The following is a 21,295-nucleotide window of genomic DNA, read 5'->3' as shown; positions in this document are numbered from 1 at the left end:
GCGTAGGGCGGATCACACGTGTGCGGTGGAATGCACAGGGCAGAGAAAACATGCCGCCCGACAACAATTGCCCTCTGGAGACCATCGTGGACCACGTCACCCCGGCCTTCGGCACCCGGGTCCGGCGTGCCGGTGCCCCGGCGCACGGTGTCTCCGGCGAGGCCGAGTGGACGAGATCCAGGTGAACAGCGCTTATACCTCTTGCGGCGACGAATCGGGGGACACGGCCGCGGACACGCGGGATGCGCAGGACGCGCGGGAAACGTGCGATGTACGGGAAACGCCGGACGTGCGGGGAGTTCCGCGCGACGAGCTGGTCGGCGAACTGCGGAAGGAGGTCAGGCAGTTGCGGCAGGCCATGAAGACGCGGCCCGTCATCGATCAGGCGTGCGGCATCATGATGGCCTCCTGGCGGTGCGACGCGGACACCGCCTGGGGGATCCTGGTGGACACCTCCCAGCGCACCAACACCAAGCTCCACGCCGTCGCGGCGCTGGTGGTCGACAGCACCCACACCCGGCCCATGCCCTCCTGGCTGCGCAGCGCGCTCCTGGTCTCCCACGGCCGGGTCACGGGCACCGCGGGGAGCGAGGACGGCGGGCCCGGTGACGCGGACGGGGGCACCGGCTGAGGGGGTGGGAGCGCCCGCTGAGGAGTGGTGGCCAGGGGCGTCGGACGCTCTCCTCCGAGAGCCCGCGCGGCGCCCCTGGCCACCCGGCCACCCGGCTACTCGGCGGGCCGGGCCGGGTCCGGGGAGCCGGGCAGGACCTGGAGCCAGTCCGTGAGGAGGGCGTTGACCTCCTCGGGGCGCTCCTGCTGGACCCAGTGCCCGCAGCCTTCGAGCAGGTGCGAGGAGAACAGCCCGGGCAGGGTGGTCGGGTACGCGGCGATCGCGTCGGACATCCAGGTGGTGGAGGCGTCCAGGGCGCCGCCGATGAACAGGGAGGGCTGGGTGACCGGCTGCCCGTGCCAGGCGGCGAGGTCCGCCCAGTCCCGGTCGACGTTGCGGTAGCGGTTGAGCGCCCCCGTCAGTCCGGTGCGCTCGAACTCCTCCGCGTAGACGTCGAGATCGGCCTCGGACAGCCAGCCGGGCAGGGGCCCGGCCGGGAAGCGGTCGGCGAGGCGCCCGCCGGGCGGGACGAAGAAGACGTGTCCCCCGCTGTCCCCGCCGCTCTCGCCGGACGGCATCGTGTCGCCGGAGACCGCGGCGTAGAAGCCCGCCAGCCACGCGCGCACGTCGGGCTCGGCCTCCGCCTCGGCGCGGCCCGGCTCCTGGAAGTAGCTGACGTAGAACTCCTCGTCCCCGCCGATCGCCGCGAAGGTGCTCGTCGGCCGGGGCCCGCCGGGCGGTGAGTAGGGGACGCTGAGCAGGCCGACGGCGGTGAACACGTCCGGGCGCAGCAGCGCCGAGTGGGCGGCGATGGGCGAGCCCCAGTCGTGGCCGATGACCGTCGCGGTCTCCTCGCCGAGGGCGTGCACGACACCGACGTTGTCGGCGACGTGGGCCAGCATCCGGTACGCGTCCACGGCTTCGGGCCTGGAGGAGCGGCCGTAGCCGCGTACGTCGATGGCGACCGCGTGGAAGCCCGCGGCGGCGAGCGCCGGGAGCTGGTGGCGCCACGAGTACCACGACTCGGGGAAGCCGTGCACCAGCAGGACCAGGGGCCCCGTGCCCGCCTCGACGAGGTGGATACGGCCTCCCCGCACGTCCACCAGCCGGTGCCGTGCCTCCGGCACCAGGGTGCTGGGGCGCGTGCGGGGTTCGGCGCGGGGCGTGGACGGGTCGGCGGGCGGGTCGGTGGGCTGCGGCATCCGTACTCCCTGTGGGCTGGTCCGGTACTCGGGTACCTGGTGGCAACGGTCCTCCGCGACCGCCCGCCACGTCACATCACGATCATGGGGGGCCGTTGCGGAGCGGGCGAGCCGCGTTGCCGAAACGGCAACGGAACTCGCCCATACGCGTGGGCCGGCGCGCGCCGGACCACCGGCATCGGACCATCGCCGTCAGGCCGCGTTCGTCAGCGCCTCGGACTGAGCGTCCGTCAGCCCGATCTCCGCCGGGCGGCCACGAGCCGCCAGCGGGGGCTGCCGTCGGGGCGGCGGCCGAACTCCTCCATCGGCAGCAGCTCCACCTCGAAGCCGGCCCGCACCAGGTCGTCCCGCACTCCGCTCAGGGGGAAGGTCCGGTAGTACATGACGAAGGGCGGGCGCCACAGGGCGTTGCGCACGCGCATGGCCACGTCGAACCCGAGGAGCGTCCAGTACAGGGGAGAGCGCAGCGGCGGAGGCGCGCCGAGAGGGAAGGCGAAGACGCCGCCCGGGCGCAGCGCCGCGTGGACCCGGGCGAAGAGGCCGGGGCGCTCGGAGGGCAGGAAGTGGCCGAAGGCGCCGAAGCTCACCGCGAGGTCGAACGCCCCGGCGAAGGGGAGGGCGCGCGCGTCGGCCCGTACCCAGTGCGCGGCGGGGTCGGCCTCGCGCGCCGCCGCCAGCATTCCGGCGCTCAGATCGACGCCGGTGACCTGCCCGTGGCACAGGGGCCGCAGCGTGCGCAGGCCCGCGCCCGTGCCGCAGCACACGTCGAGGCCGGAGCCGAAGGGGCCCAGCGGGCGCAGCGTCTCGGTGATCGCGTCGAGGACGCGCGCGGGCGTGCGGAACGGGGTGTGGTCGAACTTCGGAGCGAGGAGGTCGTATCCCCGCTCGACGGAGGAGAGTGCCTGCACCGTCAGTTCGCGGAAGGTGGGGCCCTGGGGTGTGAACACCGGGCCAGGATAGGTCTGGACAGGAGTTGGCCACGCGCCTAAATTGTTGGCCGGTCGGCCAGAAAATCAGGCCGAGGGTTTCGGAGGACTGCGCGGGCCGGAGAATCGGTGTTCCCGGGAGGCGGGGAGGAGGAGCGAGCAGGTGAAGGGCCCGAGGACGGAGCGCTCGTTCATCGAGAAGGCGCGCCGTGCGCAGATCATCGAGGCCGCCGTCGAGGTCATTGCGGAACGGGGGTACGCAATGGCGTCGCTGGCGCGGATCGCCCAGCACGCCGGGATCAGCAAGGGCGTCATCTCGTACCACTTCGCCGGCAAGGACGAGCTGATCGAGCGGCTCGTGGAGCAGGTGTACGGGGAGATCGGCGCCTTCATCGGGCCCCGGCGGGACGGTCGGGCCGAGGCCGCCGCACGGCTGCGCATGCACATCGAGTCACTGGCGGAGTACATGCGCAGCCACCGGGCCCGGCACATCGCGCTCATCGAGATCTTCGGCAGCTTCCGCACCGGGGACGGCGCGCTGTACTACGGCGTCGAGAGGGCCGAGCCCGTCTACTCCACGCTGGAGGAGATCTTCCGCGACGGCCAGCGGTCCGGCGAGTTCCGGGACTTCGACGTGCGGGTCATGGCCGTCAGCCTCCAGTCGGCCATCGACGGCATGTTCGCGTACTGGAGGGCCCACCCGGACGTGGATCTGACGGCCTACGCGGGCGAGCTGGCAGACCTCTTCGCGCACGCCACCCGCGCCGGGGGCCCGGCGGGCCACTGAGCACACCCCGCCCGCCCGGCTCTCCGCGCACAGCAAAGAAGCCCTCCGTGTCATCACACGTGCGACGTGTGACGTGTCACAGACAACGGGTCGGCGGTATGGAAGCGTCAACTGCGTTACCGCTCAGTAGAGTTGCCGGTGATCCGAAGGCGGGCCCGCGCGGGCGCACGGCTCGGCGCTGTCGGCTCGGGGGCGACGGGCCGCACGCGGAGAGGGATCGGATGAGCACTTCGGAGCAGCGGCGAACGCTCGACCACCTGGTCGACACCGCCCGCTACCCCCTGTCGGAACCCGAGAGCCCCGGTGCGCGGGCCGTGGTCGACCGTGCCCGGCGTGAACTGCTGGACGTCGGCTGCACCGTACTGCCCGACTTCATCCGCCCGTCGCTGCGCGAGACCCTGCGGCAGGACTGCGCGGCCATCGCACCCCGCGCGCACTACGACGTCGAGACGGTCAACGTCTACAACACGGCCGCCGACCCCTCCCTCCCCGCCGACCACCCCGGGCACATGTCCTTCGACAGGGGCAACGCGTTCGTCCCCCGCGACCGCATCCCCGACGAAGCGCTCGTCAGCCGCCTCTACTCCCACGAACTGTTCAAGGACTTCCTCGCGCGCTGCTTCGAGCTGGAGCGGCTGCACGAGCTGGCCGATCCGCTCTCGGGCCTGGTCGTCAACGTCGTCGCGCCCGGCATGGAGCACCCGTGGCACTTCGACACCAACGAGTTCACCGTCAGCATGCTCACCCAGGAGGCGCGGACGGGCGGGGTCTTCGAATACTGCCCCGGCATCAGGTCGGCGCGGGACGAGCACTTCGACGATGTCAGGGACGTGCTGACCGGGCGGGGCGAACGGCTCGTCAGGCGGCTGCGGCTGCGCCCCGGCGACCTTCAGCTCTTCATGGGCCGCTACTCGCTGCACCGGGTGAGCCCCGTGCGGGGCGACACGGCGCGCCACTCGGCGATCTTCGCGTACAGCGAGCGCCCTGGCGTGATCGGGAGCGTGTCCCGCACCCGTCAGCTCTTCGGCCGGGTGCTGCCCGAGCATCTGGAGGCGGAGGGCAGGGCCGTGCGGGGTGACCGGCTGCTCGACTAGGACGGCGGGCCCCGCACACCGTATGCGACGGAATCCTCGGAGGAGTAAGCCCCGTGCGCTTTGACGCCACCGGAAAAGTCTCGCTCGACCACATCTACAACCGCCCCGATCCGCGCGCCTACTTCGGCTCGCTGCGCCGTCTCGACTACTGCGTCCCCCAGCAGGCCAAGCCCTACTTCGCGAAGCTCATCAAGGAGTACCGCGACTCCCAGCACGTCGCCGTGCCCCAGATCCTGGACATCGGCTGCTCGTACGGTGTGAACGCGGCCCTGCTCACCTACGACATGACCATGGACGAGCTGTACGCGCGCTACGGCGGCGGCTTCGAGGACGGCATCGACCCGGACGCGCCGCATGAGCCGGATCCGGAGGCCGACGGCTCCCGCGCGGCGCTCCTCGCCCGGGACAGGGAGCTGACGAGGTCCCGTCGCCCCGCGCACGCGCCCCGCTTCGTCGGCCTCGACACCTCGGGCAACGCCCTCGCGTACGCGAGGGAGGCGGGCTACCTCGACGACGCGGTGCACGCCGACCTGGAGCGGCACGACCCCACGCCGCGACAGCGCGCCCAGCTCGCTGGAACCGACCTGGTGATCTCCACCGGCTGCCTCGGCTACGTCACCGAGCGGACGCTGACCCGCGTCGTGCGGAGCCTGGAGGGCCGCAGGCCGTGGATGGCGCACTTCGTCCTGCGGATGTTCCCCTTCTCCCCCGTCGAACGCGCGCTGGACGGTCTGGGCTACCGGACCGAACGCGTCGAGGGGGTTTTCAAGCAGCGGATGTTCGCCTCCCCCGAGGAACAGGCGCAGATGCTGGAGACGCTGTCGGCTGCCGGTGTGGACGCCAGGGGCCTGGAGACGGACGGCTGGCTGTACGCGCAGCTCCATGTCTCCCGGCCCGTGTGAACGTCCGCGCCCCGAACGGGGAAGGCTCAGGCCCGGAGGCCGCCCCCGTGAAGCCCACGCCTCATGCCCCACGTGCCACGACCACCGGAAACGCAGAAACGCGGAAACGAGAGCCGAATTGAAGACCAGTCAGGAAACAGCCGTCCCGGCGACCTTCGCGAAGGAGGACACGCTGCCGCGCGTACCGCTGCCCACACTGGAGGCGAGCTGTGAGCGGTTCCTCGCCTGGTGCGCGCCGCTGCTCTCCGCCGACCAGCGTGCGGCGACCGAGGCCGAGGTGGACGCCTTCCTCAGCGCCGACGGGCCGGGGCGGGTGCTGCACGCCGCGCTGGAGGAGTACGACGCGCGCGAGGACACGCACAGTTGGCTCGACACCTTCTGGCCTTACCGCTATCTGGGCCGCAGGGACCGGATCGCGCTCAACGCCAACTTCTTCTTCCTCTTCGAGGACTCCGGGCAGTCCCAGTTGGAGCGCGCCGCCGGGCTCGTCGCGGGCGCCGTCGACTACAAGCGGCAGGTGGACGAGGGGCTCATCGAGCCGGTGGTGCAGCGCGGGCAGCCCCAGTCCATGGAGCAGATCAAGTACCTGTTCTCCAGCACCCGCATCCCCGGCGCCGAGCAGGACACCTCCCGCACCCCCTACTCCGCCGAGTGGCCCGGCCCCTCCGAGGCACGGCACATCGTCGTGTTCTTCCGGGGCCGCATGTTCCGGCTGGACGTGCTCGGCGCCGACGGTGTGCCGCACAGCCTCGACGATCTGACGGCCGGACTGCGCGCCGTCACGGAGGCGGGAACCGGCACGGAGGCGGGAACCGGCACGGAGGCGGGAACCGGCACGGAGGCGGGGAAGGACGCGCGCTGCGCGGACGCGTCCGTCGGGCACCTCACCACGATGGCCCGCGCGGAGTGGGCCGCCGCCCGCGCGTCGCTGCTCGCCTGCCATCCGCGCAACGCGGACGCGCTGGACGACGTCGAGACCGCGCTGTTCTGCCTCTGCCTGGAGGACTTCGCGCCCGCGGACGTCCAGGAGGCGTGCGACGAGCTGCTGTACGGGGACCGCGGCAACCGCTGGTTCGACAAGGCGCTCTCGCTGATCGTGTTCGCCGACGGGCGCGCGGGCATCAACGTCGAGCACTGCGAGCTGGACGGCACCACCATCCTCGGCTTCGTCGACGCGCTCCTGAGCAGCCCCGCCGAGGAGCAGTCCCGCCGCTCGGGCGCCCGCACGCAGGGCGCGCCGGCGCCGCGGCCGCTCGTGTTCGAGCTGGACGAGGAGCTGCGGACGCGGGTGCGGGAGGCGGCCGGCGCTTTCGCGGACTACGGCGCGGCCACCGCGACCCGGTGCGTCTCCTTCGAGGACTTCGGCGGCAACACGGCCAAGGCGCTGGGCGTCTCGCCCGACGCGTTCGTCCAGATCGCCTACCAGCTCGCGCACCAGCGCGCCAAGGGGCACCTGGGCGCGACGTACGAGTCGATCGCGACCCGCCAGTACCGGCACGGGCGGACGGAGGCGATGCGCGTCATCACCCCCGAGATGACCGCCTTCGTGGCGACGATGGAGGACCCCGCGACGGACGCGGACACCCGGCGCGCCGCGTTCCGCGCCGCCGGCGAGGCGCATGTGCGGCGGGCCAAGGAGTGCCAGGCCGTCGAAGCGCCCGAGCAGCACCTGTGGGAGCTGGAGCTGATCCAGCGGCGGCGCGGCGCCGAACTGGGGGTGACGGAGCAGCCCACCCTGTTCCGCACGCCGGGCTGGCTGACGATGCGGGACGACTATCTGAGCACCAGCTCGGCGCCGTCCACCCACATCCAGTTCTTCGGCTTCGGCTCGACCAGCAGCCGCTGCATCGGCGTCGCCTACGTGCTGCTGCCCGAGCGCTTCAACCTCTACCTGAGCACACCGCGCGCGGTGGCGGGTCCGATGGAGACCTTCGCCGAGTGCCTGGGCGACGTGCTGACGGAGCTGCGGGAGCTGCTGGCGTCCGAGGCCGGGTAGCGCCGCTCGGGGCTCGGACCGGGTGTGCCGCCGGGGCTGGAGTGACGGCCCCGGCGGGGCTCCCTGTGACGGGGTGCCCTACGCGACGGCCGCGAGTCCCCGCAGGGTGAGGAAGGCGCCGAGCAGGACGACCAGCGCGGCGGTGCCCGTGGGCGCCCTGCGGTGGAGCACGCCGAAGAGGCGCTCGTAGCGCGGCGCGGCGGACATGAGGCGGCGGCCTAGTCGGGCACCCGCGCGTACCAGGAGCACGGCGACGGCCACGAGGGTGAGGGCGAGGCCCACACCGTAGGCGGTCACCAGCAGAACCCCGAACCAGAGCTGGCCCAGCGCGCTGGACCCGACCAGCACGAGCACGGCCGACGGGCTGGGCACCAGTCCCCCGGCGAACCCCAGGAGCAGCGTGTCCCTGGTGCGCGGCCCATGCGGGTGGACGTGCGGGTGGGCGTGGGCGTGGTGGTGGCCCTGGTGCCCGTGGCCATGGATGTCGGCGTGGCCGTGGCCGTGGGCGCCGTGTGCCGTGAGCGCGCGGCGGAGCAGTGCCGTCCCCGCCAGCGCGACGAGCACCCCGCTCAGCACCGTCAGCCAGGGCAGCGCGGACGGGGTGACCCGGGAGCCGCCGACGACGAGCAGCCCGAGGATCAGCACCCCCGCCGTGTGCGTCACCGTCACGGCGGCCCCGATGCGCAGCACATCGGGCAGCGAGCGGCGGCGCCCGCCCGCCACGTAGGCGGCCATCACGGTCTTGCCGTGACCGGGTGCGAGCGCGTGCGCCGCGCCGAGCAGCATGGCGAGGAGGAACGCGACGAGCCCGAATCCGAGGGTGAGCCGGTGGCCGCCGACGAGGTCCGTGAACCGCTCGGTGAGCCCGTCGGCGCCCCGTGCCAGCGCGCGAGCGCCCGTGGCGCCGTCCTCCCCCGCGTCCGCGTCCCCCGCCCCCAGCGCCGGTCCCCCGCGACGGACGCCGAGTGCGGCGGTGCGCTGCCTCGGCGGGGCCGTGAGGGTGCCGTCGGGGTAACGGGTCAGCCGGGCCGAGGCCGAGCGCGCCGGGGTCCCGTTCCGCTCCAGCCGCGTACGGTCCCCGCGCGCCGTGATCTCGCGCCAGCCCGGCCCCGCTTCGCCGACGGCGGTGGCGCCGGTGAAGCGCAGCGACGTGACGTCGTCCGTCGCGCCCTCCCCCGCGAGCGTCAGGGGCGCCGTCAGCAGGCACTCCAGGCGCAGGGTGTGCAGCCCCGCCTCGCCGGGGCGCCGCAGGGCCCGCGCCCGGTCGTCGCGCGAGGCGAACTCCAGGGCACGGCCGTCGACGGTCGTCCGGGTCCGGCGCGCCGCGCGCTCGCACATCCGGCGCGCCCAACGGCCTCGCTCGTCGGCGCTGGACCGGCCGTCGCCGTCCTCGTCGATCCGGGGCTCAGCCTGTGCGGCCGGGATCTCGGCCAGGTCCTCGACGTGGTCGACGCGCAGGTTCCGGGGCGAGACGGTCAGGCCGTCGTATCCGTTGACCGTGAAGTTGCCCAACGGGTGCGCGGCGGCGGGCGGAGCGGCCACGAGGGCGAGCCCGGCCGCCGCGAGCAGCGGTGCGAGCAGCGTCGCCGCCCGCCGCCGCACGGTGCGACGGTGCACGCCGGTACGTCCCGCGCTCCGTGTGGTCGGAGGCGCGTCCCGCCGGGCCGAGGGCGATGTCTGCGGCCACGTCACCGGGCCGCCTCCGCCCGCTCCGTGAGGACCTCGCGGGCCTTCGGCGTCAGCGCCGTGCGCAGGCGGAGCGCGGCGCGGCGGTGCGTACGGGCCTGCGCGCCGTCGCCGAATGCGTGGGCGATCTCGGAGCGGTGGTAGTGGAACATCGCGTTGCGGTAACCGCCGTCGGTGAGGCCGTCCGTGGCCAGCCGGGCGAGGCGCAGCGCCCGCGCGTCGTGCCCCTGCCGGTGCAGCGCCCAGGCGAGCGCGTCGGCGGTGTGCACGGTGTGGCGGCGGTCCCAGGCGCCGCGCGCCGCGCGCAGCGCCACGGCGCCGTCACCGTGGTCTGCGGCCACCAGCGCGGTGTCCAGGTCCGTGTCCACGCGGTGGGCGCGGGCCGCCTTCGTCCAGGCGCCGAGCAGCGCGTACTGCTCCTTCGCGCGGTCCTTCCTGCCGCGTGCCTCGTACAGTTCGCCGAGCAGCGCGAGATGCGCGGGCAGCGGCTGCCGCGCGGCGACGGCGCGCACGTCCCGTACCGCCGCCGCCTGCTTGCCCTCGGCCGCCCTGACCTGGCCCCTGCCGAGCAGCGCGGGAAGGTGTCCCGGGTCGGCGCGCAGTGCGGTGGCGTAGTGGCGCAGTGCGGCGTCCGCGCGGCCCTCGGCGCGGTCGAGTTCGGCGAGCGCGGTCGCCACCTGCGCGAGGTCGCCCGGGGAGGCGGCGGAGTCCAGCGCCCGCTCCAGCACGCGCCGGGCCCCGGCGCGCTCGCCGCGCAGCTCGCGCACATAGGCGAGCCGGGTGAAGACGGGGATGCCGGGGCGGCGGGCGTCGGCCTGGAGGGCCGCGTCGTGGGCCGCCCCGTACCGTCCCAGTTCGACGAGCGCGTCGACGCGGACGGCCAGCGCGAGTTCGCCGTACGGATTGGCCGTCAGTGCCTCGCGGGCGAGGCGCAGCGCGGAGCGGAAGTCGTGCCGTGCGGCGGCGAGCGCGGCCTGTCCGGCCAGGGCCGCGTCGTTGCCGCCGGCGGGCCGCAGGGAGAGGGAGCGGGCCAGGGCGCGCTGGGCGCGGGTGCAGTAGCCGGGCTCTGCCGTGCGGCGGGCCTGTTCGACGTAGCCGGTGCCGAGCGCCGCCCAGGCCGCCGCGTCGCGCGGCTGGGCGCGCAGGTGCTGCCGCAGTCCGGTGAGCCGGCGCTCCAGACCGGCGCTGGTCAGGGGCGCGAAGGCGGGCGGGGCCGCAGGGCCGCGCAGGGCGGGGTCGTCGGCCGCCGGGGTGTCCTGGCCGCCCGGACCGCCTGGCCCGCCCGGCACGGGGAAGCTGGTGAACCAGGCCGCCGCGGTCAGCAGCAGGGCCGTCACCACGACGATCAGCACGCCGCGCAGGCCGCGTGTCCGCATGGCGTCCCTCCTCGCTGTACGGCCGTACGAGCGGCCGGCCGGCCGGTGGTTGGTTGGTTGCTCGGGCTGTGGCTGACGGCTGGTGGGGGCCGGGCGGGTGTGCGCGGCCCGCTCCCCCGCCGCTGGAGGGGGGAAGGAGCGGGCGGCGGGCCTCCCCGTGGCCCGCCGCCCTCAACTCCCGTCCCCCGAGAGGGAGTTGCCTCCCCGGACCGCCCGTCCATCAGCGGCCGGTCCGGGGGCGCCCACGGTCACCGCGGTGCGGCACTCCGTGAACGGTTTCGGCGCCACCACAGCAGCCCGAGCGCGACGACGAGCAGGGCAGCGGCGCCGCTGGCGGCCGAGGCCAGAAGCAGGCTGCCGTCGTCGGACGACGTGGTGGCGGAGGAGGCCGAGGAGTTGTCGCCGCCCAGCGCGCTGGTGCCGCTGCCACCCCGCGCGGGCTCCTTGAGCGGTCCGCGCGAACCGGAGTGCGGCGAGGCCACGTAGGGGAAGGTGTCGTCGAACTTCCTGTCGTTGACGTCCACCGCGTCCCCGAGGTCGTTCTTCTGACCGGCCAGTTCTCCTCGGACGACCTGGAGCGAGATGTCGAGGACGTCGTCGGTCAGGCGCCGCCCGTTGGGATAGCCCGCCTTGTCGCCGTCCAGCACACCCAGCCGTTTCGGGTCCTGGGCGGGCTTGACCGAGGTGTTGAGGCGCAGCGCCTCGTGCGGCCTGACGTCCGCGGGCTTGTTGAGTCCCGGCACTCCTGTCAGGAAGACCTGGGCCAGGTCCTTGCGCGGCACGGCCGGCGCCTTGAGCTTGTAGACCTTCTCCAACAGCCTGGCCAGTTCGGGGTCGTTGACGTAGGGCGCGAACTGCGCGTCGTCCCACGGCGTGGACGCGTTGAACTTGTCCTTGTCCTTGCTGGGCACGACGACCTCGTTGACCAGCGGCATCCCGAGCCGGGACACCTGGCGCCAGCCGTTGGCGGCGCTGCGCCGGTGCGTGGTGCTCCAGACGCCGATGACGGGCTTGTCGGAGCTGGCCGTGAGCTGCTCGGTGGGGATCTGGAGGGCCAGCGTGTTGACGTTGTAGCCCTTCAGGGTGTCCTGGCCGACCTCGGAGAGGTTTCCGCCGTAGAGGAGGTCAAAGACGCGCAGGTCCAGGTAGAAGGGGTCGTCGGCCTGACCGGCGAAGGCCGTCCCGCCGTTGGAGGTCTTGCGCACGGCCTGCGCGCGCAGATCGTCGTAGCGGGGCATCGAGGCCCGCCCCACATTGGAGGGCGCGACGGGCGCGTCGTCGGCGAGCGTGTCCGTCGACAGGTGCTTGCCGTCCTTGAACTTCAGGACCTGCACGTCGTAGGTCTGCCGGAAGTTGAGGTCGGGGTCGTCCAGCGAGGTGACCTTGTCCGAGTTGTAGAGGAAGGTGTCCCCGTTGCGGACCTCGTCCTTGAACGTCCAGCGGTAGATCAGCTCGGACTGGCCGTCGCCCGTGTTGTCCACGTGGATCTGGTAGCGGGCGTCGTCGGCGAACTTGTAGAAGTTCGGGCCGCCCGCGGGTTCTTCAAAGGGCAGCCAGTTCGCCATGAGCGTGGTGGTACCGGTCTTGTCCGGGCTGGTGAAGGCGTACACGTCGGTGTTGTCGTACTGCGGCTGACCCGAGATCAGCGGGGCTTCGCGGTGACTCGACGCGGTGGCCGGGGCGGGGCCGAGTGCGGCCGTCCCGGTCGCGAGCGAGGTGGCCACCAGCGCGATCCCCCCGGTCAGCAGCGCCCAGGCCGGTACCCGGCCGGTTCGTGCTGTCGACATCGCGGCGTCCTTTACGGATGCGGTATGGAGTGGAGCGGTGCGGAGCGTGGAAGGGTGCGGGGACGCGACGTCGAGGCGCGCTCTGCGCGTCGGCTACGTGCGTCGTGTGCCGGATACGTCGTTCCGTACGTGCGGTACGTGCGGTACGTGCGGTACGTGCGGTACGTGCGGTACGTGCGGTACGTGCGGTACGTGCGGTACGGACCGCGGCGGCTGTGGGAGGCGGTGGGCCACCGGGACGCGCATGGGCAACCGCCGCGGTCCACCGGGCCGCGTCCCGATGCCCCTCATTCGGCCCCGGACCGCTCCTGGATTGCACTACGGCGGAGTTGGCCGAAAACCGCCGTCCGGGGGCCGTCCGCCGACCGCCCAGGGGCGCGCTCCCGGACACCGGAAGGCAGCGCCTTCCTCCGGCTCAGGCGACGTGGCCGTCGGCTCCCGACCGTTCACCGGCACCGCGCACGGCCTCTACCGGCCCTGCGCCGTGCTGCTCCGCGCCGCGCTGCCCGGCGGCCGTCTGCCCGCCCCGGCGCAGCGGCGCCTCGGGAGCGGACGCGGCGACGCGGTCCATCCACTGGACGAGCAGGAGGCGTTCGGCGTCGGTGAGGGAGGTCAGCTGCGGTGCGACGGCGCGCAGCGCCACCGCGATGCCTACGGGGGACGTGTCGGGCGCGCCCTCACGGGGGTCGGTGGTGACCGCGGCGATCACGGACTCGCGGGCCAGCTCGGACAGCACCGGATCGCGCTGGTCCTCCGGGAGCGCGATGAGCGTGAACGTCATGCCGCACCCCGCTGAGTGGATCAGATGCGCGGCACGCTCCTCGCTGACCCGCAGCCGCCCCGCCTCGGCGATCCGCTTGACCGTTCCGGCCAGCATCGCGGAGGCACGCCGGGCCGCCCGCGTCTCGACCCCCGGCCGGCCGTCGCCGTAGATCAGCGAATAGCAGGCGGGATGGGACAGGCCGAAGCCGATGTGCAGGTCCCAGCCACGGCGCAGGTCCTCGACCGGGTCGGCGGTGTCCGGCAGTGCCGCCTTGTCGCTCAGATAGCTCTCGAATTCGTGCCCGGCGACCGCGTCGAGCAGCCCGTTCTTGTCCCCGAAGAGCCGGTAAAGGGTGGGTGACTGCACCCCGGCCGCGGCGCACACCGCCCGCGTGGAGACCGCCTCGCGCCCGCCCTCGGCCAAGAGGCCGGCGGCGGCCTCGACCAGCCGCTTGCCGATCTGCTCGCGCGTGAGGTCCCTCTCCATGCGGGCCACGGTAACAGCGTCATGACGCGATGTTGGCACCGATAACGGGGCCATGCACTCATCATTGCGTTGCCGGTGGCAACATGCTTTCGTTATCACTGACAGCGCAGGGGTGGGGGATGTCCCTCCCGCCCGCTTCGGGCGCGTCGCCAGCTCCATCAACCGACAAGGAGACAGAGACGCATGCCGGACAACGAGCAACCCACAGTGGACGGGCAGAGCCGCCGCAGCGTGCTCGTGGCCGGCGCTGTCACGACAGCGGGCATGGCCGTGCCGGGGAGCGCGGCTGCTGCCACCGGCTCTTCCGGAGCCGTTCCCCCGGCCGTGGAGGCCGACGTGACGTTATTCGTCAACGGCCGGAAACGGCCGGTCAGAGTCGAGGCCCGGGTCACCCTGCTGGACGCGCTGCGCGAACGGCTCGGCCTGACGGGCACCAAGAAGGGCTGTGACCGAGGCGAATGCGGTGCCTGCACCGTGCTGATCGAGGGCGAGCGCGTCACGTCGTGCATGACCCTGGCGGTCATGGAGGACGGCCGGGCGATCACCACGGTGGAGGGCCTGGCCCGCGGCGAAGAACTGCACCCCGTGCAGGCCGCGTTCATCCGCCGTGACGCCTTCCAGTGCGGTTTCTGCACCCCCGGGCAGATCATGTCCGCGGTCGCGTGCGTCGAAGAGGGTCACACCCGCTCGGACGACGAGATACGCGAGTGGATGAGCGGCAACCTCTGCCGTTGCGGCTGTTACCCGAACATCGTCGACGCCGTCAGGGACGCCGCGAAGGAGGCCGGCCGATGAGGCTCTTCGACTACGCGCGCGCCTCGCGCGCTTCCGAGGCCGTCGATCTCGTCGCCTCCCGCGGGGAAGCCGCGTTCCTCGCCGGCGGGACGGAACTGACGAACCTGCTGAAGGACGGTGTTCTCACCCCCGGCCTGGTCGTCGACGTCAACGACACCCCTCTGTCCGGGATCGAACTGCGCGAGGGCCGACTGCGCATCGGGGCCATGGCGCGGATGCGGCAGGTGGCCGACCGGCCGGTGGTCAGGGAGCGGTTCCCGGTGATCTCCGAGGCGCTGCTGGCGTCGGCGTCCCCGCAGGTGCGCAACCGGGCGACGATCGGCGGCAACCTCATGCAGCGCACCCGCTGCGGCTATTACCGCGACGCGGTCGGCCCGTGCAACCGGCGCCGCCCCGGCAGCGGCTGCCCGGCCATCGCCGGGCAGAACCGCGCACACGCGATCCTGGGCGGCAGCGACCACTGCATCGCCGTGCATCCCTCCGATCTGGCCGTCGCGCTGTGCGCCCTGGACGCCGTCGTGCTCACCCTCGGGCCGGACGGCCGCCGGTCGATCGCGGTCGGGGACCTCCATCTGCTGCCCGGCAACACTCCGCACCGGGAGACCGCGCTGCGGCACGGCGAGATGATCACCGGCGTCGAGGTCCCCGAGCACCCTGTGGCGCGCGGCTCGCGGTATCTGAAACTGCGCGACCGCTCCTCGTTCGAGTTCGCGACGGTCTCCGTGGCCGCAGCGCTGACCATGCGGGAGCGGGTCGTGACCGACATCCGGCTGGCCTTCGGCGGAGTCGCGCCCCGCCCCTGGCGTTCGGCCGAGGCGGAGGACGCGCTGCGCGGCCGGCCGCTGACCGATGCCACCCTGGCCGAAGCGGGCAGGGCCCTGGTCCGCGGGGCGAGAACGCGCGAACACAACGCGTTCAAGGTCGAGTTGGTGCAGCGCGCCCTCGCCGACGTTCTCAGCGGCCTGGGAGGCGACCGATGAGCCCGGTCATCGGGAGCCCCGTTCCACGGCTGGACGGCCGCGCCAAGGTCACCGGCGCGGCCACCTACGCCGCGGACGCCCGGGTCAGCGGAGTTCTGCACGGTCTGCTCGTGATGGGCACCATCGCCTCCGGGCACATCACCCGCATCGACACCCGCGAGGCCGAGCGTTCGCCGGGCGTCGTCGCCGTCTTCACCCACCTGAACATGCCGCGCCTCGCGCGGCCCACCTATCTCAGCTATCTGAAACGCTATGTCCCGCTACAGGACGCGGACATCCACCACAGCGGGCAGCCCGTGGCCTACGTGGCCGCCGAGACGCTGGAGCAGGCCCAGCACGCCGCGACGCTCGTGGACGTCTCCTACGAGGAGTCGGAGTCAAAGCCCCGGGCCTTCGTCGCCGACGCGATGGACGAGGCATTCGTCCCGGACGCGGGCCTCGCTGGCCCCAACGAGACCACCCGCGGGGACGTGGCGGCAGGGCTGGAACAGGCCGACGTCGTCATGGACGTCACCTACACGACGCCCACGCACCACCACAATCCGATGGAGCCGTCCACGACCACCGCCGAGTGGGACGGCGAGCGGGTGACGATCCACGAATCAGCGCAGGGCGTTCACGCCACCAGGTTCTGCGTCTCCCAGGCGCTGGGTGTCCCCGAAGCCGACGTGCGGGTGCTGTCTCCGTTCCTGGGCGGCGGCTTCGGGGCCAAGGGCCCGACGTGGCCGCACACCCTGCTCACCGCGGCCGTCGCACGGGAGCTGGGACGGCCGGTCAAACTGGTGCTCACCCGCGCCCACACCTTCACCTCCAACGGCCAGCGGGCCGAATCCCACCAGCGCCTGCGGCTCGGGGCCCGGCGGGACGGAACCCTCACCGCCATCGACCACGTCACCACCAACCAGGTCACCCGCACCGAAGAGGGCATCTTCTCCACCTGCCACTCCACGCGCATGCTGTACGCCTGCCCCAATGTGCACGTTGCCCAGCGGGCGGTCCGGCTCGACCTCCCCGCGCCGAGCTTCATGAGGCCACCGGAGGCCGTCGGTGGCTTCGCCCTGGAGTCGGCCCTCGACGAACTCGCCTACGAGCTGGGCATGGATCCCGTCGAACTCCGGCTGCGCAACCACGCCGCCGTCAACCCGGAGACCGGAAACGGCAGCAAGCACCTGATCGAGTGTTACCGCCGGGGCGCCGACGTGTTCGGCTGGGACCGGCGCACTCCACGTCCGAGGTCGATGCACGACGGCGACACGCTGATCGGCTGGGGCATGGCCACCGCGGCCCACACGACGGGCGGCAGACCGTCCGCCGGTGCCGAAGTGGAGCTGTCCGCATCGGGCAAGGCAGTGGTCCGGGTCGGCACCCATGACATCGGCACCGGCACCTACACGGTGATGTCCCAGGTGGCCGCGCAGACCCTGGGCCTGCCCTTGGACGACGTCGACTTCCGGCTCGGGGACACCGACTACCCGTTCGCCTTCGCGTCCGTCGCCTCCGGCACCGTTCCCGGAGTCGGCATCCCGGTCGAGCGGACCTGTGCCGCGGTCCGCGGGATGCTGATCGACATCGCGGTCGCCGATCCGCGCTCACCCCTGTACGGCGTTCCGGCCGACCGGATCACGGCGGAGGACGGGTTCCTGTACGAGACCGGCCTGCCCCGGCGCCGCGAGGGGATCCGTTCGGTCCTCGCCCGGCACGGCAAGCCGGTCAAGGCCACCACCGAGGCGTCCGGGTCGAGTCCGCTGGGTTACTCCGTCGGCGCGGAGTTCGCCGAGGTGCGCGTCGATCCGCGGGTCGGACGGATCCGGGTGACGCGCATGGTCGGCGCGTATGACGCGGGCCGGATCCTCAACCGCAGAACCCTGCGCGGCCAGGCCATCGGCGGCATCGTCTGTGGGCTCGGCTTCGCCCTCACCGAGCACACCCTGATCGACCCCCACCGGGCCCGCGTGGTCAACCCGCACCTCTCCGGCTACCTGCTGCCGGTCCACGCCGACGTCCCGCACATCCGGACCGTCTTCGTCGACGAACCCGACCCGGCCATGGGGGAACTCGGCGCACGCGGCTTCGGGGAGACCGCGGGCACGGGAATGCCCGCGGCGATCGGCAACGCCGTTTACCACGCCACCGGACGCCGGATCCGCGATCTGCCCATCAGCCGGGACAAACTGCTCTGACGGGCCGACAGACAACGGCTGGGAGCGACCGGGCCGGATGCCGGTGGTACGGCGGCGGCGCGCCGCCTGGTCGGCGGAGACGGAGGCGAGCGTGACGAAGTGCGCCGAGCCGGGGCCGGAAACGGGGCGGACGGTTGCCGCGCTACGGCCCGGCGAAGGCGGGAGCCGCGTACAGCGCCTCTTCGGCCAACCGCCCGGAGCCCGTCGTACGGGCGGTCCCGGCCAGTCGCGCGGGGTCGCCGCGGCCTCCGACGAGGAGGCAGAACTCGACGGTTCCGAGGACGAGCCGCGCGTCGGGCTCCTCCGTGCCGCCTCCGGGGTCCGCGCCCGTCGAGCCCGCCGGGCCCGTCGTCTCCGTCGGGAGGGAGGCCGCGCCCGCCTCGCCGACCAGCCAGACGCCGCCGCCCCTGCCCGTCAGCTCCAGCCGCAGCACCCGCGTGCCCAGCGGCGTGCCGCACACCCGCATCGCGGGCGGCAGCAGGCGCACCCCGAGGTCGGCGATGGGCGCGAGGTGCCGGGCGGCGGGCGGGGGCAGCCGGAATCCGCTGCGCCCGGCGATGTCGGCGGTGTGCACCCAGGTCTCGAAGGCGCGGCCCAGCGCCTGGTCGGCCACCGGCACCTTCGGTGCCCTGCCGAGCGCGACCCTCCGCTGCCCCTGCTCCTCGCCGACGCGCGCGAGCGCGGACCGCAGCGCCTCGGCCTGGGCGCGCCAGGCCTCGTGGACGTCCTCCGGCCGCTGACGCTCGGCCCACGCGGTGTACGCCGCCGTACGGAGGGCGACGGCATCGCCGCGTCCGGAGGGGGTACGCACGGAGCCTTCCGGTTCCGTGGCCGGGCCGCCAGGGCCGCCGCCGGGGTCGTCCGGATCGCCGGGGTCCACCAGGCCGTCGGGCAGGACCGGTGGGGCGCCGAGGCGATGCGCCAGCAGGCTGTCCGTCGCCGCCAGATGGGCCACCACCTGTGCGGCGCTCCAGCCCGGTGCCGCCTCCGCGCGCCAGTCGTCGGCGCCGAGTTCGCTCAGCAGCGCGTCCAGGGTGGCGAACTGCGCGGCGTACGGCCGGGCGAACTCCGGCAGTCCTCGCGGCGCGGGCGGCCTGCGCCGATAGGCGGACCCGGTCACGCCGTCCCACAGGGCGGGCGGCGGCGCGGGCCACGGCCCGTCGCCCGTGCTGTCGGCCTCCGCCAGCGCGGCGACGGCGCGGTGCGCCGCGCGCACGTCGGCCGCGCAGCGCGCGCAGTGCCGCAGATGTGCTTCCACTTCGGCTGCCTCCTCGGCGGAGCAGGCGTTCAGCAGCCATGCTCCCCAGAGGGATTCGGCCGGGGCACACCCCGCGGATTCGCCCGACCCGCCACGGCCCGCGGCCCCCGAGCGGTCCGGGGCTCCGGAGGGGCCCGAGCGGCCGGAGGGACCCGCAGGCTCTGGGCTCGCACCGGCACGGCTCATGGCGCGGTCCCTTCCGCCGCGAGCGCCGCGGCCATGAGGCGCAGGGCGGCCCGGAGCCTGGTCTTGGCCGTGCCCTCGGGGATGCCGAGTTCGGTGGCCACCTGACGGTACGTCCGGCCTCCGTAGTAGGCCAGGAGCAGCGGCTCGCGCAAGGTGTCGGGGAGTTCGGCGGCGACGGCCCTGATCCGCAGCGTCAGCATCCCCTCCTCCGCCGCCTCCGCGGTCTCGTCCCCGCGCGGCGGCTCGTGGCGCTCGTAGCGCACCTGCACGCCGCGGCGCCGCTCCTCGCGGCGGATCCAGTCGACGGCGCGGTGGTGCGCCAGCACGGCCAGCCAGGAGCGGAGGGGGCCGCGCTCCGGGTCGAAGGAGAAGGGCCGCTCCCAGAGGTGGGAGAAGACCTCCTGGACGACGTCCTCGGCCGCCGCCCTGTCCCGGGTGACCCGGGTGGCGACGCCCATGACCAGCGGGGCGTACCGCTCGTACACGGCGCGGAACGCGTCCTCGTCGGCCGCCAGCAGCCGGGCCTGGATCTCCAGCCGGTCCTCCGGGTCCGCGTCCTTGTCCCACGGCTCGGTCCCCGGCGGGTGCTGTCGGCCCTCACGGGCCACCATGGCCGAAGTATGGCGCGGCGGCGGGGGTTCCGCGCTGCGAACGGGCCCCTACGCGTACGCCGCCGCGCACGGTAGGGGCGGTGCCGGGCGCGGCTACTCCGCTTGCGGGGTGCTTTCCCGCTCCAGCGTACGTCCGCCGTCTTCTCCCGGCGCTCACAACGGGGGGAGGCCGTCCACGTCCGGCCCCTGCGCGGGGCGGCCGACGAGGCGGGACGCGGCAGGAAGGGGAGGGACGGGGGCCGGACGGTCGCCCGTCCCTCCCCTCCCCTCCCCTCCCTACAGCTCCGCTACGACTCCGCCGCCACCAGCGCGTCCACCCGGCTCAGGACGCGGTCGAGGATGCCGAGCCCTTCCCGTGCCTCGTCGTCGCTGACCGTGCAGGGCGGGACGACGTGGATGCGGTTCGAGTTGGTGAAGGGCAGCAGGCCCAGGGACTTCGCGGTGGCGACCGCCTCGGCCATGACCGGGCTGCTCCCGCCCGTCGGGGCTACGGGGGTGCGCGACGCGCGGTCGGTGACCAGCTCGACGGCCCAGAAGACGCCGCGCCCGCGCACCTCGCCCACGCTGGGGTGCCGCCGCGCGAGCCGGTCGAGTTCCGGTCCGATGACCTCGGCGCCGACGCGACGCGCATGCTCGACCACGCCGTCCCGCTCCATGACGGTCATGGCGGCGACGGCCGCCGCGCACGCCAGCGGATGCCCCGAGTAGGTGAGCCCGCCGGGGTAGGGGCGGTCGGCGAAGTGTCCTGCTACCCGCTCCCCCATCACGACGCCGCCGAGCGGCACATAGCCGGAGTTCACGCCCTTGGCGAAGGTCAGCAGGTCCGGGACCACGCCCTCGTCGCCGGAGGCGAACCACGCGCCCGTGCGGCCGAATCCGGTCATGACCTCGTCGAGGACGAGGAGGATGCCGTACCGGTCGCACAGCTCCCGCACGCCCGCGAGGTAGCCGGGCGGGGGCAGCATGACGCCCGCGGTGCCGGGGATCGCCTCCAGGAGGATCGCCGCGATGGTGCCGGGGCCCTCCAGTTCGATGACCTGCTCCAGGTGCGCGAGCGCGCGCCCGCACTCCTCGGCCTCGTCGGCGGCGCCGAAGTGGCTGCGGTACAGGTACGGGCCGAAGAAGTGCACGACCCCCGCGGTGCCCTCGTCGTTCGGCCAGCGCCGGGGGTCGCCGGTAAGGTTGACGGCCGTCTGCGTGCCGCCGTGGTACGAGCGGTAGCGGCTGAGCACCTTGGGGCGGCCCGTGACGAGGCGGGCCATGCGGACGGCGTGTTCGTTGGCGTCGGCGCCGCCGTTGGTGAAGAACGTGCGGTCCAGGTCGCCGGGCGCGTGCTCGGCGATCAGCCGCGCCGCCTCGGAGCGCTGGTCGTTGGCGTGCTGCGGGGCGACCGTCGCGAGGCGGCGGGCCTGCGCGGCGATGGCCTCGACGACGTCGGGGTGCTGGTGGCCCACGTTGGTGTTGACCAGTTGGGAGGAGAAGTCGAGCAGCCTGTTGCCGTCCCCGTCCCAGACGTAGGAGCCCTCGGCGCGGGTGATGACCATCGGGTCGAGCGCGGCCTGCGCCGACCAGGAGTGGAAGACGTGGCGGCGGTCGAGCGCGTACGTCCTGGCGGGGTCGTCGGGCAGCGCCCCCGGAGCCGAGGGGGACGTGGGATCGGTGAGTGTCAT

Annotated in this window: 17 protein-coding genes; 8 read left to right on the top strand and 9 right to left on the bottom strand. The window is 73.6% G+C overall.

What is annotated here, in order from left to right; genetic code table 11:
* The first annotated feature begins 289 nt into the window (after positions 1 to 289).
* Positions 290 to 631: an ANTAR domain-containing protein gene (locus tag ACWGJ2_RS20545; protein WP_453347572.1), complete on the top strand. Its 342-nt coding sequence runs from the start codon at positions 290 to 292 to the stop codon at positions 629 to 631.
* A 95-nt stretch (positions 632 to 726) separates the two neighbouring features.
* Here the strand turns inward: ACWGJ2_RS20545 and ACWGJ2_RS20540 are convergent, their stop codons facing one another.
* Both ACWGJ2_RS20540 and ACWGJ2_RS20535 read right to left on the bottom strand, forming a co-directional pair.
* Complete coding sequence (locus ACWGJ2_RS20540) at positions 727 to 1,812, bottom strand: alpha/beta fold hydrolase (RefSeq protein ID WP_453347571.1); 1,086 nt, start codon at positions 1,810 to 1,812, stop codon at positions 727 to 729.
* 230 nt (positions 1,813 to 2,042) lie between these two features.
* Positions 2,043 to 2,759: a class I SAM-dependent methyltransferase gene (locus ACWGJ2_RS20535; protein ID WP_453347570.1), complete on the bottom strand. Its 717-nt coding sequence runs from the start codon at positions 2,757 to 2,759 to the stop codon at positions 2,043 to 2,045.
* Between the two features lie 142 nt (positions 2,760 to 2,901).
* Between ACWGJ2_RS20535 and ACWGJ2_RS20530 the strand changes: the two genes are divergently transcribed.
* The 4 genes from ACWGJ2_RS20530 to ACWGJ2_RS20515 all read left to right on the top strand — a co-directional run bounded on the left by ACWGJ2_RS20530 (position 2,902) and on the right by ACWGJ2_RS20515 (position 7,517).
* Positions 2,902 to 3,525: a TetR/AcrR family transcriptional regulator gene (locus ACWGJ2_RS20530; RefSeq protein WP_453347569.1), complete on the top strand. Its 624-nt coding sequence runs from the start codon at positions 2,902 to 2,904 to the stop codon at positions 3,523 to 3,525.
* A gap of 221 nt (positions 3,526 to 3,746) precedes the next feature.
* On the top strand, positions 3,747 to 4,619 hold the full coding sequence (locus ACWGJ2_RS20525; protein WP_453347568.1) for a HalD/BesD family halogenase: 873 nt from the start codon (positions 3,747 to 3,749) through the stop codon (positions 4,617 to 4,619).
* Positions 4,620 to 4,672: 53 nt separating this feature from the next.
* Positions 4,673 to 5,521 (top strand): class I SAM-dependent methyltransferase, encoded by an 849-nt coding sequence (locus tag ACWGJ2_RS20520; RefSeq protein ID WP_453347567.1) that lies wholly within the window; start codon positions 4,673 to 4,675, stop codon positions 5,519 to 5,521.
* Positions 5,522 to 5,639: 118 nt separating this feature from the next.
* Positions 5,640 to 7,517, top strand: coding sequence for a choline/carnitine O-acyltransferase (locus ACWGJ2_RS20515; protein WP_453347566.1), 1,878 nt, complete (start codon positions 5,640 to 5,642; stop codon positions 7,515 to 7,517).
* A gap of 78 nt (positions 7,518 to 7,595) precedes the next feature.
* Here ACWGJ2_RS20515 and ACWGJ2_RS20510 read toward each other — a convergent pair whose 3' ends face one another.
* From ACWGJ2_RS20510 to ACWGJ2_RS20495, 4 genes are all read right to left on the bottom strand, one after another.
* The gene (locus tag ACWGJ2_RS20510) at positions 7,596 to 9,134 is read right to left on the bottom strand and encodes a nickel/cobalt transporter (RefSeq protein ID WP_453347565.1); all 1,539 of its coding nucleotides are present in this window, start codon (positions 9,132 to 9,134) and stop codon (positions 7,596 to 7,598) included.
* Between the two features lie 71 nt (positions 9,135 to 9,205).
* Positions 9,206 to 10,579 (bottom strand): hypothetical protein, encoded by a 1,374-nt coding sequence (locus tag ACWGJ2_RS20505; protein WP_453347564.1) that lies wholly within the window; start codon positions 10,577 to 10,579, stop codon positions 9,206 to 9,208.
* Positions 10,580 to 10,827: 248 nt separating this feature from the next.
* Positions 10,828 to 12,366, bottom strand: a complete 1,539-nt coding sequence (locus tag ACWGJ2_RS20500; protein WP_453347563.1) for a DUF4331 domain-containing protein — start codon at positions 12,364 to 12,366, stop codon at positions 10,828 to 10,830.
* A 415-nt stretch (positions 12,367 to 12,781) separates the two neighbouring features.
* Complete coding sequence (locus ACWGJ2_RS20495; protein ID WP_453347562.1) at positions 12,782 to 13,615, bottom strand: TetR/AcrR family transcriptional regulator; 834 nt, start codon at positions 13,613 to 13,615, stop codon at positions 12,782 to 12,784.
* 183 nt (positions 13,616 to 13,798) lie between these two features.
* On the opposite strand from ACWGJ2_RS20495, the gene ACWGJ2_RS20490 reads away from it, so the two are divergent.
* Genes ACWGJ2_RS20490 through ACWGJ2_RS20480 form a run of 3 tightly spaced genes read left to right on the top strand, consistent with a single transcriptional unit; the run spans position 13,799 to position 17,570 of the window.
* Positions 13,799 to 14,410, top strand: a complete 612-nt coding sequence (locus tag ACWGJ2_RS20490) for a (2Fe-2S)-binding protein (protein ID WP_453347561.1) — start codon at positions 13,799 to 13,801, stop codon at positions 14,408 to 14,410.
* Positions 14,407 to 15,390 carry an FAD binding domain-containing protein gene (locus ACWGJ2_RS20485; RefSeq protein ID WP_453347560.1) on the top strand — a complete coding sequence of 328 codons (984 nt, stop codon included), beginning with the start codon at positions 14,407 to 14,409 and terminating at the stop codon, positions 15,388 to 15,390. The genes ACWGJ2_RS20490 and ACWGJ2_RS20485 overlap by 4 nt, the downstream gene beginning before the upstream one ends.
* Positions 15,387 to 17,570 carry a xanthine dehydrogenase family protein molybdopterin-binding subunit gene (locus ACWGJ2_RS20480; RefSeq protein WP_453347559.1) on the top strand — a complete coding sequence of 728 codons (2,184 nt, stop codon included), beginning with the start codon at positions 15,387 to 15,389 and terminating at the stop codon, positions 17,568 to 17,570. The genes ACWGJ2_RS20485 and ACWGJ2_RS20480 overlap by 4 nt, the downstream gene beginning before the upstream one ends.
* A gap of 142 nt (positions 17,571 to 17,712) precedes the next feature.
* Here the strand turns inward: ACWGJ2_RS20480 and ACWGJ2_RS20475 are convergent, their stop codons facing one another.
* From ACWGJ2_RS20475 to ACWGJ2_RS20465, 3 genes are all read right to left on the bottom strand, one after another.
* Positions 17,713 to 19,014: a maleylpyruvate isomerase family mycothiol-dependent enzyme gene (locus tag ACWGJ2_RS20475; protein ID WP_453347558.1), complete on the bottom strand. Its 1,302-nt coding sequence runs from the start codon at positions 19,012 to 19,014 to the stop codon at positions 17,713 to 17,715.
* Positions 19,011 to 19,625: a sigma-70 family RNA polymerase sigma factor gene (locus ACWGJ2_RS20470; protein ID WP_453347557.1), complete on the bottom strand. Its 615-nt coding sequence runs from the start codon at positions 19,623 to 19,625 to the stop codon at positions 19,011 to 19,013. Before ACWGJ2_RS20470 ends, ACWGJ2_RS20475 begins: the two co-directional genes overlap by 4 nt.
* Before the next feature lie 287 nt (positions 19,626 to 19,912).
* A complete protein-coding gene (locus tag ACWGJ2_RS20465; RefSeq protein ID WP_453347556.1) occupies positions 19,913 to 21,295 on the bottom strand; it encodes an aminotransferase class III-fold pyridoxal phosphate-dependent enzyme in 1,383 nt (460 codons plus the stop codon).

It is taken from the genome of Streptomyces sp. NPDC054796, assembly GCF_053611545.1.
This window is presented reverse-complemented; position numbering and strand designations above follow the sequence as displayed.